10 protein-coding genes are annotated in these 10518 nt (G+C 52.1%); 2 read left to right on the top strand and 8 right to left on the bottom strand.

Annotated elements, in window-relative coordinates; translation table 11 throughout:
• Positions 1-302: 302 nt before the first annotated feature.
• Entirely contained in the window at positions 303-1076 is a 774-nt protein-coding gene (locus H6F80_RS14645; RefSeq protein WP_242067368.1) for a hypothetical protein, read from the top strand.
• Positions 1077-1242: 166 nt separating this feature from the next.
• Here H6F80_RS14645 and H6F80_RS14650 read toward each other — a convergent pair whose 3' ends face one another.
• From H6F80_RS14650 to H6F80_RS14675, 6 genes are all read right to left on the bottom strand, one after another.
• Positions 1243-2490, bottom strand: coding sequence for an S-layer homology domain-containing protein (locus H6F80_RS14650; protein WP_190792270.1), 1248 nt, complete (start codon positions 2488-2490; stop codon positions 1243-1245).
• Positions 2491-2991: 501 nt separating this feature from the next.
• The gene (locus tag H6F80_RS14655) at positions 2992-4794 is read right to left on the bottom strand and encodes a M61 family metallopeptidase (protein WP_190792271.1); all 1803 of its coding nucleotides are present in this window, start codon (positions 4792-4794) and stop codon (positions 2992-2994) included.
• Between the two features lie 87 nt (positions 4795-4881).
• On the bottom strand, positions 4882-5568 hold the full coding sequence (locus H6F80_RS14660) for a Crp/Fnr family transcriptional regulator (protein ID WP_190792272.1): 687 nt from the start codon (positions 5566-5568) through the stop codon (positions 4882-4884).
• A gap of 164 nt (positions 5569-5732) precedes the next feature.
• Positions 5733-6278, bottom strand: coding sequence for a DUF3122 domain-containing protein (locus H6F80_RS14665; RefSeq protein WP_190792273.1), 546 nt, complete (start codon positions 6276-6278; stop codon positions 5733-5735).
• Between the two features lie 17 nt (positions 6279-6295).
• Positions 6296-6844, bottom strand: coding sequence for a peroxiredoxin (locus H6F80_RS14670; protein WP_190792274.1), 549 nt, complete (start codon positions 6842-6844; stop codon positions 6296-6298).
• A 116-nt stretch (positions 6845-6960) separates the two neighbouring features.
• Positions 6961-7839, bottom strand: coding sequence for an SDR family oxidoreductase (locus H6F80_RS14675; protein WP_190792275.1), 879 nt, complete (start codon positions 7837-7839; stop codon positions 6961-6963).
• Positions 7840-7977: 138 nt separating this feature from the next.
• On the opposite strand from H6F80_RS14675, the gene H6F80_RS14680 reads away from it, so the two are divergent.
• Positions 7978-9123, top strand: coding sequence for an SH3 domain-containing protein (locus H6F80_RS14680; protein WP_190792276.1), 1146 nt, complete (start codon positions 7978-7980; stop codon positions 9121-9123).
• A 43-nt stretch (positions 9124-9166) separates the two neighbouring features.
• Here H6F80_RS14680 and H6F80_RS14685 read toward each other — a convergent pair whose 3' ends face one another.
• Positions 9167-9562 carry a hypothetical protein gene (locus H6F80_RS14685; RefSeq protein WP_190792277.1) on the bottom strand — a complete coding sequence of 132 codons (396 nt, stop codon included), beginning with the start codon at positions 9560-9562 and terminating at the stop codon, positions 9167-9169.
• 18 nt (positions 9563-9580) lie between these two features.
• On the bottom strand, positions 9581-10291 hold the full coding sequence (locus H6F80_RS14690) for a hypothetical protein (RefSeq protein ID WP_190792278.1): 711 nt from the start codon (positions 10289-10291) through the stop codon (positions 9581-9583).
• Positions 10292-10518 lie beyond the last annotated feature (227 nt).

A 10518-nucleotide genomic window follows, 5' to 3' on the forward strand; every position in this document is an offset into this window, starting at 1 on the left:
CGGGCGATCGAACAGCAGCTTGCTCAGACCCAAGACCCGGATGCGATGGTTGGCTCTGGCTTGCCTTCAACCGTCGTCAAGTGGACAGGCATCGGCTGGAAAATCCTGCGACAGGGAACGGTGAGACTTGCTTGAGATCCCCCACAAGAGCGAGGAAAAATTGGACTGCTTTGACTACTTTGACGACAAGACATAGAAACGCTGCAAACCAATTGCCTTTAAGAGGAAGCCCGATCGCTACATCGATTGCTTTGCTGAAGATTCGCTAACTGCTGCTCTAGGAACGCCAGGAGTTTTCTACTGTGATTATTCTGGCTTTAGACGCTGAAATTCCAAGTACAACTCTGATTCCGTTAGCTGGGCTACTGGCGATCGGACTGGCACTGGTTCACATTTTTGCTTATCGGCTTCGTTTTCTAGATATCACGCCACGAAGTCGTTGGCTCTCGTTCGGCAGCGGGGTGTCGGTCGCTTATGTGTTTGTCCACATTCTGCCGGACTTGAGCCACTTTCAAACCACTTTGCCGGACAGCGTTCCTGAAAAGCTTGCCTTTCTAGAACACCATGTCTATTTAATGGCGTTGCTTGGATTGGCGATGTTTTATGGATTAGAACGGGTGGCAAAAATCTCGCGTCAGCGTAGTCAAGAAGCGGGCAATGGAGATGTAACAGAGGCAAAAGTCTTTTGGCTACACATCGTTTCGTTTGGGCTGTATAACTTGCTCATTGGCTATCTGCTCCTGCATCGAGAAGAACCTGGATATGCCAGCCTGTTACTGTTTAGTTTTGCAATGGCACTTCATTTTGTGGTGAATGATTACGGCTTACACCAGCACCACAAAAAGGCTTACGTCAAAATTGGACGCTGGATTTTAGCCGCTACCGTGATTGCAGGTTGGGCGATCGGCAGTCATTCTGAAGTTCCCCACGCGGTGATCGCGCTGCTGTTTTCCTTTCTGGCAGGCGGAATCGTGCTGAACGTGCTGAAAGAAGAACTCCCCGAAGAGCGAGATAGCCGTTTCTGGACATTTGCTTTCGGGGCAACCGGATATGCTGCACTGCTGCTGTTTATCTAGCGTTGATATAGAATTCACGCTCAGCAATAAAACCTCCAGCATGAATTGATTCATACAGGAGGTTGGGTGGAACAGAAAGAGAGGCGATCACTTCGCAGCTTTCTGAAGGGGTAAGTGCTTCACATTCTCCCTGTCAGGAGATGAGCGATTACCCCCTCGTTTTGAGTTATTGCACCGCTAGCGGAGAAGTCAGCCGTAGATCGAGATCGGTGTTCGGGCTAATCGACAGCAGCGTTACTCGATTGCGTCCCAGGAACAGTCCGGCTAATGCGCCCGCCGCTCCACCGCCCAGCACTTCTTCAGTGGCGATTGCTTCATCTCCTGTTACAGCAGCAATTCCAGCAGCAGCTCCAGCTCCCAGGGCGGCTCCTGCCAGGAGTTCCAGCAAGTTTGCACCCCGTCTGACGGTTTCGGTGTTGGTGACGACCGACGAAGACGCACTGATCGGTAAACGGGTCCCATTCGTCAAAATCACTTCCCGGGAAAAGAACTGTGCCCCGCCCTGTACGGCTCGCAGTTCACCCGAAACGAGACTGCCTGCAGGAATCAAGACTCTGCCGTTTTGCGCCACGATGTCTCTGCCCACGGTGAGCGTCAGAGGCACGGGTTCCGGCTCTTCAGGTGAGATGTAGATCTTGTCTGCCTCACTGTAGCGAACAGGAATTGTGGTTCCGGTGGGAATTTGCACACCTCCCGTTACAGGCGGGGTAGTTGTCCCCGTTTGACCCACCACATAGGGCGACTGAATTGCAGAAACCTGACCCGAACTGACTAACGCCTGATAGATAAAGGCTGCCACTTCAGCACGAGTCGCCGATCGATTCGGATTCAGCGCGCGCACATCGGGATAGTTCACCACAATTTTCTTTTCAGTTGCAGCCGCAATGCTGTTTTTTGCCCAGTCGGGAATTGAGCCTGCATCGTTGTAGGTTCGCAGCGTGTTATCGACTGCATTCGCCGCATTGTAGCCTAAGCCATTGGACAGCGAAACGAGAACCTGGGCACGGGGAATAAACTCATCGGGACGGAAAATATTGCCTGGATAACCCGAAAGAAAGCCCGTGGTGTAGGCATCTCGAATTGCTGCGGATGCCCAGTAGTCTGACGGAACATCCATAAAGCTGGCGGCTTCCCGAACGGGCGATCGACGAAATGCCTGACGCACCATTGCCGCAAACTGAGCGCGAGTCACCGGATCGTTCGGGCGAAATGTGCCGTCTGGAAAACCGCTCAAAATCCCGCGATTGGCAAGTTCTCGAATAAAGGGACGTGCCCAATAATCCGACGAAACATCAGAAAAAGCAACTTGTGCCTGAGCCGGAGCCTGCATGACGATTGGTGCAGCAGCACCAGCAATTACAGCGAAAGCGGACAAAACGGCAGTACCCGACTGCCATGCGTGAAAGCGTGACATGATTGAATGTCCTTTTGGGATGCGAATCGTGAATTCTTGTGACAGAACGGCTGTGCTGGATGCGATCGAAGCTTACCTGTGAGATGGTATAAATCTGCTCTACACGGGGCTTTGAAGCATTAGCCATTTGTTCAGCTCATGCCTTCTTAGACCAGAGAAATTTGCAGAAGTTCCCGACACCCTCTTGACAAACTCGTAAAAAATTAGGCGAATCTTTGGCGTATCAAAAACTGTAACTGAAGGCGATCGTCTCTCTAAAGCGCGTAAGGTATCAAAAGTGCGCTCCTTATGCACCTAAGCCGCAGTCCTGAGTTTCGGGGCTGCTCTTTTTATAGACAAGTTCATAGACAAGATTTTTATAGACAGAATTTTATAGACAAGACGGGATGGACAGGATTCAGCTTCACTGCTCAGCACAACAGGCGTTGCTAAACGATGCGATGACTTCGCCGTCCCACTTTGAGAACTTGGGATTGAACCGGAGCAATCCTGAGTTTCTGCCTAAATTGTCTCAACGCCTAACCAACCGTGCAGCAGTTTCTTTTGTGTCTGAGAAAGAGAATCAATTGCCACGAGTCGATAGCTTGCCGGACGCGGAGCCGCCAATGTCACGGTACGAGTTCGCAGCTCATCCTGATGAAACACCGTCACCTGAATCAAGTCCCCTGCTCGGTAATCCTTTAGCCGATCGCCTAACTGATCTGCCTTAATTCGTAAGCCATCGATCGCCAATAGCTCATCATCGGGGTCAATGCCTGCCTGCTGCGCCGGAGAGTTGCTTTCCACAAATTTGATCATCTCGCGCCCGTGTTCAGATTTGGCGGTCAGTCCGAGGAACGGCGGATGTCCACTGGTGTCTTCGGGCTGGAGCCGCAGTCCAAAGGGTTCCAGATACTGATCAAAGGGCAGTTCCTCAACGGTGTGCAGGAAGCGATTGAAAAAGTCGGTTGAATCCTCTTCCGCAATCGTCTGAATCACAGACTCAAGCTGTTCTGGAGTGAAGCCAATTTCATCCTTGCCGAACTGCTGCCAGAGTTGCCGCATTACATCATCGAGCGATCGTTGGTTGTGGTGTTTAGCGCGAATTAGCAGATCCAGCAGCAGCGAAACCATTTCGCCCTTGAGATAATAAGAGATCTGTGAGTTGTCGCTGTTGTTATCGCGGCGGTAAAGCTTGATCCAGGCATCAAAGCTCGACTCGCTCAAGGGCTGCACATTGCGTCCGGGGATGGTGAGGTAACGGGTAATTTCCTTGCTCAGCTCACTCAGATAAGTTTTCGCGTCGTAGAGACCTGCCCGGAACGGAAACGCCAGATCGTAAAAGCTGGTCGTCCCTTCGCTAAACCAGAGCGATGGCGTATAGTTTTCCTGCTCGTAGTCGAACACTTCCAACGCTTTGGGGCGAATTCGCTTCACGTTCCACAGGTGGAAAAACTCGTGCGCCACCAACTGCATAAAGCGGTGATAGCGATCGTCTGAGCGGAAGCCGAATCGGGAATAAATCAGCGAACAGGAATTCTTGTGTTCCAATCCGCCAAAGCCTTGAGACGTGAGATGCAGCAGAAACAGATAGCGATCGTAGGGCAGACCGCCAAATAGATTCGCTTCGGTTTCAATAATTTTCTTCGTGTCAGCAATCACCCGATCGGGTTCAATATTGCCCTGTCCCCAAACGACAAAGTGATGCGGTTTGCCCAGCACTTCAAATTCGTATCGCTCCTGCTGTCCCACCTCAAACGGACTATCGACCAGCGTGTCAAAATCCTTCGCTTCAAAGGTGTTTTCCTGCCCGGTCATCAGTGGTAGGGGGGTGGCGATTTGCCAGTCGGCGTGAGGGGGAACGATCGTCACCTGCAAAGGCTGCTTCTCGTAGCCGGGGACGTAAAAGAAAAGGGCTGCCCCATTGAAATAGCCGTGCGTCGCATCTAAATGATTTGTGCGAACCGTGAGTTCGTTGGCAAAGATGCGGTAGCGCACCGTGAGTTCTGAAACGCCTGCGGTATCAATTTGCCAGTGATTTTTGCTCACCTTGCGCCAGCTTAGCGGGCGATCGCTTCCTGCTGCCATCGAAGACGGGTCAGCTTCTGCCGCAAAATCCTGCAAATGACGGGCATACTCGCGCACCAGATACGAGCCGGGAGTCCAGACGGGCATTTTCAGATCCAGTACGTCCGCCTGCCAGCCCTGCACCCGTAACGCTACTTCAAATAGATGATTAGTCGGCTGCGGCATCGCCACCTGATAGTGCAGCGTCAGATGAGTACGCGATCGAGCCACAGGGCGCGTTTCAGTCACTCCGGTCATCTTGAGAACTCACGATAGGGTGTGGTTTGAGTGTAGTACGTCTTCGCGGTGATGACCACTGACCTGCTGTATGACTTGCTGTATGACTTACTGAGTTCTGCCTGCCAGATGAGCCAGCTGCCTCATGTTCGTAAGAAACATCGCATTGCGAGAAGGCACAACCCTGATCCAGCCTTTAGCGTGCAGCTTTTCCATGATTTTGGCAGCTTCTTCAACCGTAATGTCGCTCACATCTGCCAGATCTTTAAAGGGAATATTAAGAACCTCGATGCCGTACTCAGTGGCAGTTCCGTAATGCTCACCTAGTGATACCAGTGTATTCACAAGCTTGATGGCAGGGGGCTGATGCCGAAGCTGAAAGCGGACATTCATTTGCCGCAGCCGTCGTACCATGAGCTGAAGCATTCGGTGATGAAGCTGGGAGTCGCGAAATAGCGTCTGGATAAATCGCTGAGCTGAGATGCTGAGCAGCTTGACCGAAGACAGGGCAATTACATCGGTCGATCGCGGCGACTCGTCCAGAATTGCCATCTCACCAAAGAAGTCTCCGCGTCCTAGGATCGCCAGCGTCACAAACCCTCCCCCGACGTGACGACGCACCTTGACCCATCCCGATTCAACAAAGTAAACGGCATTGCCCCAGGCATCTTCCATCAGCACTGCACGATCGGTCGGATACTCATGCTCGACCGTATTGGACATCAGCCACTCAATCGTCTCTGGACTGGCGGCATTAAACAGAGGAAATAGTTCACTAAACGCAGCAGTCTGCATGAGAAGTTGCGATCGAAGAGGATAATGAAATCAGCCACAATTCTGAGAAACGGCTCCGAAAGTGCGGCAACCGGGCAGGTGATGGGAGGGGTTAGCAATCTCCATGCCTAACTTATACTACCCAGAATTCCTCTAACTTAAATCAAGCTTCAAATCAGGAGTGTTTAAGGCTCTGCCCTAGCGACCTGCTGCCATTCCTGCACAACAAAACCTGGAACCCGTAAAACCTCAGAACGATCGTCCAGGGGCAGCCGCAGTTTGAGGGAACCTCCAATTGGCAACTGCTGCACGATCTTCGTCAGGTCGTACTCTCCCACGTTTGGCACGGCAGTTTGGGGGGTGGGTCGCTCTGCTGCCTGCCAGCTTCTGGCTTCGCTGGTGAGGGTTAGATCTTGAGGATGGCGAAATGTAACAATGCCCGGAAACCCAACAAGTCTCAGTGTCACAGGGGTTAATCCTTCGGGACTGCCGTAGCGAAACACCACGACCTGCCAGGAATTGCCCGATCGATCGCGCAAACTCTGCTTCGAGCGAAACAAAACGCTGCGAAACGGCTCATCGGGATGATTCGCAATGACATCATAGGCTGCAAGCGACGGCTGGGCAAAAAAGCAGGTTGTTAGCAGCAGGACGCTCAGCCATATCATCAGCTTTTGTCGAAAACGAGCCATGCGTTTATTTTGCAGTTCCCCAAAGGGATAATCGAGCATTGTGAAAATCATCCTGGTCAGGCAGATTGCAGCTCTCCCAGTCGCGCCAGCACTTCCTGACTATGGAGTGCGGGACTCACGCCCAGAAATCGATCGCGCAAAATCCCGTTTGGATCAATCAGATAAGTATGACGCAGCGACATTGGACTTAGCCAGGAGCCATAGGCTTTACTCACAGCTCCATCGGTATCCGCAAGCAGAGGGAACTTTAGCCCTTCAGAGTCGCAAAACTCTGTGTGAGAATCCACATCATCGGCACTAATGCCGAGAATTTCTGTGTTTCGCGCTTTGTACTTAGGCAGATCCCGCTGAAATCGCTGTGCCTCTAGCGTGCAGCCGGGGGTGAAATCCTTAGGATAAAAGTAGACTACGACCCATTTGCCGCGATAGTCCTTGAGGGAAATTGTGCCGTTTCCACTGTTGGTGGGCAAGGTAAAGTCGGGCGCAGGCTGATCGATCGACGGCTGAGGTCCGCCCAGGGCAAAGGCAGGGGCGATGGGGCTGAGGGCAACTAGCAGGGCAAAACAGCAGGCTTGTAGAAGCTGAAGCAAGGTACGGCGAGTCATCATGGGCTTTCAGTCGCGATAAAGATGAAGAGTAAGGATGAAGTATTTGTTTACAAAAGTTTACCTTGTTTCATTTGTTGTTTGATTCGCTTCTGAAGTGACGATCGCTCAACGCCTTATTCTTCAGCAGGATGCAGCAGCCGTGCTAATGCTTCCTTTACAGGAGTCGGATTGTATCCCAGGCTAAACGCCAATGAACTATCGAGGCTAACATCCGGGGCGCGAGGGGCAGACATCGGCACATCTGCTTGACGACAGGGGTTCAGCATCGTCTCCGGTAAATCGAGGGCTGCGACCAGGTGTTGCCCAAATTTGTAGCGTGACAGCCGCTCTTTCCCACCGAGATGCACCCTGCCCCGCACTTTGTCCATGATCTGCAAAATGCCTTTTGCAGCATCTTCTCCGCTAACAGGCGTGCGAAACTCATCCACAAACACATTCAGCCGCTCACCGGATCTCAACCTTTGGATAAACGGCTGGAGAAAGCTCTCAGCATGGGGCACATTGCCAAACATCAGCGGCATCCGGCAAACGAGCATTTGAGAACAGCGATCGAGCATTCCCAATTCGGCAGCAACTTTCTGTTCGCCATACAGATTAATTGGGCTGACCGGATCGCCTTCTCGATAGGGCGGATTTAGCCCATCAAACACCAGCTCCGAAGACGTAAACACGCAGGGAATTCCCGCCGCTTCACATCGCTCGGCAATATTACAGGAAGCAACCACATTCGTTTGGTACGATCGCACCGGATCATCCTGACAGTCCTTGGGGCGAGACACTGCCGCCGCATGAATTACCGCATCCGGTCGAACGGTGGCAAACAGCGATTTCAGGGCATCCAGATCGGTGAGGTCGATCGGCAGCGAGTGAACTTTTGCCAAATTGACCGCCTGCCGATGATGGGTTCCGTAGACTTCCCAATCGGTTTGGGCAGCTTGGCAGAGATACCATCCCAAAAAACCACTCGCGCCCGTGATCAAAAGCTTTTGCATTGCACTACAATAAACCGATTCATTTTAATAATACGGGTGATCTCCCTTCTGACTTGCGCCATTTTTGCAGAGGACTGCTAATCTATTGGTGCTTTGGTTTAGTTCTAACGCTTTCGTCTTTGCAGGTCACGGCATTCTATGGTTGTTCCTTCGATCGACTTGTTTCGCCTTCGCTGCTCGCGGCTAGCTCCTCAGTTAACCCCCCGTCAAACTGGCAAGCGATTTTTTGCGGTCACGATCGCCGGATTGTTAGCTTCTTGCGTTGCCAGCCCCAGCTACAACCTAGGAGCCGATGCTCCTGGCGTTCCCCTCGATAGCGCAGCCAGTCCTTCTGCCAGTGCCTCGCCTGCTGAGTTTAGCTTTCCTCAGGCATCGTGCAGCGATCGGGAAACGACTCCGACCTCAACCTGGTATCCCGTGGTGATCAAAGGCGGCAATCTAGACGAGATTCGTGCCAAATACTGTCAGGATGCGATCGGCACGATTCAGGCGATCACAGGCGAGCCGACCGTTCAAGTTGCCAGCTTTACGAGCTATGAAAAGGCACAGCAGTTTGCTCAGCTTGTTGGCGGCACGGTAGACGCTCAGCCAGTTGCCCAGGCATCCGAAAGCCCAACCCCCGGCATCAACCCTTCAACCAGTCCAACCGCCAGCCCAACCGCCAGCCCAGCCGCCTCTCCTTCGCCCCAGCCCAGCTCTGCAACTCAGGCAACCGGAAGCGGCACACTCAACACGGCCGACGGATCGCCGATCAACATTCGCACCAGTGCCAGTGTCGATGCCCCGGTTCAGGAAGTTGGCAGTAGCGGCGAATCGATTCAAATTTTAAGCAGCAGTTCGGGCAGTGATGGCTACACCTGGTATAACGTACAAACCGTAGCAGGCGTGACCGGATGGGTACGTGGGGACTTAGTTTCAAACAGTTCCCCAACCGGCGGAACAACTTCCGACAGCGCTGCCCAACCCAGCTCCATTGCCTCAGCCCCCAATAGCACCACCCAGCCCAGCGCAAATCGCCCAACTTCCGAAGCCAGTCCTGAAACGGCTCAATCCTCTCAATCGCCTAATTCTCAATCCAGTACCCTAACTGCCAGCGATCCCGACGCATCGATCAACGTCCGAGCCTCTGCTGATATTGATGCCCCGGTTCAAACCACGGCTTACGCAGGCGATCCGGTTCGCATTGTCGATCGCACTCAGGGAGCAGACGGCTACACCTGGTACAGTGTCCAGTTTGAGTCGGGTGCGACAGGCTGGGTCAGAGGAGATTTTGTGCAGAATTAGGAGCTGAAGCGCGATCGCAACCGTTCTACTCGGCGACTTCAGGCTAATTTAGCTGGGACTGCTCCGCCGCTTGCTTGGCTGCAATCACTTCTTGCTGGAGGCGATCGGCTTCTTCCTGGTACTCGTGCGAAAGTTCTTCAAGACTGTCAGCCATGACAGCAACTTCCTGCCCGATCTGCTTCACTTTTTCAAGCTTTTCACTGTAGTCTGCCGAGACAGTTTTAATCTGGGCAAATAGCTCTTGGTATTCATCCGGCGGATTTTCTACCCAGTTCTCAAAGCTGTTTTGCTGCTCCTGAACAATTGCCAATGCTTTTTCCCAGGAGGCTTTACGGCGCAAATCTAGCGTTTTAATTGACTCATACTTTGCTTTGAGCGGTTTAGGAGTTGTCACCCCTGCTAGCTCGTAGACCTTTGCTTTTAATTCCTGAAGTTTCATAACAATAAAATCCTCGCTCTAGAGAGCTGCCTGATTCTCCACCCTGTTCAAAGCAAGACGGAGCCGATCGTTTTCAGCACGGAGCTGCTGATTCTCATGGGTGAGCGATTGAAGCTGCGCTCGTAGCTCTTTCACCTGAATCATTGCTTCATCTCGCTGTCGTTTATAACGCTGCGTATGGGCAACTCTGCCGCCTAAACTCTTGTTGTTTTGAGCAAGTTCACGCCTACGCTTTTCAACGGCATCGTATTGTTTCTGAAGCTTTTCTAGCTCTGTTCGCAGTTGTACTTCAGCCTGGCTATTCTCGGCATCGGCTTGAAGGGCTGCATTCTCGGCTTCCAGGATCGCAATGCGAGCTTTATACTGCTCCAGTTCTTTATCTTTGCCAAACAGCTTTGCCTGCAATGCCTGAATCAAGCGAAGCAGCTTCGTTTTTTGGGTTTCTAGCTCACCGCAAGTTTCTGAAAGCTGATTAGCGCGATCGCGCAACCGACCTGCCCGGTACTGTAAAACTTTAGCTGTGCATTCATATTTAATGATGGCAATAACTTTGCTGCGCTCTGGCTCCTCTAAAAGCTGAACTTCACGGCTCAAGCGGAGCTCATCGTAGTTGGTACATTCGTGGCGCAGCTTATAGGTCTCAACATGTCCCGCAACCTGAACTAGCTCATGATTCTTCAGCCGAACCTGCTCATACCAGTAGTCAAACAAGGCTTTACTGTCGTTCATTGCCCGAATCGCCTCAGTAGTCAGATTTTACATCCGGTTATTCGTCCCCCTACCTTAACCAGGCAAAGCTTGTAAAAGCGAAATTTTCTTGCATCTTTACGGTGTATTGATACGGTATTTTGAACAGACTTTAACCTGCAAGTTCCCTTCAACCCTCCGATATGCCCCACCCTCGATGCCCTTGATTGCCCCTCTCCCACGCTATCAACACCGCCTCACCTCAGGCG

Source organism: Leptolyngbya sp. FACHB-711 (genome assembly GCF_014695615.1).
Lineage (GTDB): Bacteria > Cyanobacteriota > Cyanobacteriia > Elainellales > Elainellaceae > Leptolyngbya_A.

Excerpts from the sequence above, each read along its gene's own strand:
- H6F80_RS14660 (WP_190792272.1), bottom strand. The coding sequence starts at position 5,568 with ATGCAGACTGCTGCGTTTAGTGAACTATTTCCTCTGTTTAATGCCGCC.
- H6F80_RS14650 (WP_190792270.1), bottom strand. The coding sequence starts at position 2,490 with ATGTCACGCTTTCACGCATGGCAGTCGGGTACTGCCGTTTTGTCCGCT.
- H6F80_RS14680 (WP_190792276.1), top strand. The coding sequence starts at position 7,978 with ATGGTTGTTCCTTCGATCGACTTGTTTCGCCTTCGCTGCTCGCGGCTA.
- H6F80_RS14685 (WP_190792277.1), bottom strand. The coding sequence starts at position 9,562 with ATGAAACTTCAGGAATTAAAAGCAAAGGTCTACGAGCTAGCAGGGGTG.
- H6F80_RS14670 (WP_190792274.1), bottom strand. The coding sequence starts at position 6,844 with ATGACTCGCCGTACCTTGCTTCAGCTTCTACAAGCCTGCTGTTTTGCC.
- H6F80_RS14675 (WP_190792275.1), bottom strand. The coding sequence starts at position 7,839 with ATGCAAAAGCTTTTGATCACGGGCGCGAGTGGTTTTTTGGGATGGTAT.
- H6F80_RS14690 (WP_190792278.1), bottom strand. The coding sequence starts at position 10,291 with ATGAACGACAGTAAAGCCTTGTTTGACTACTGGTATGAGCAGGTTCGG.
- H6F80_RS14665 (WP_190792273.1), bottom strand. The coding sequence starts at position 6,278 with ATGCTCGATTATCCCTTTGGGGAACTGCAAAATAAACGCATGGCTCGT.
- H6F80_RS14655 (WP_190792271.1), bottom strand. The coding sequence starts at position 4,794 with ATGACCGGAGTGACTGAAACGCGCCCTGTGGCTCGATCGCGTACTCAT.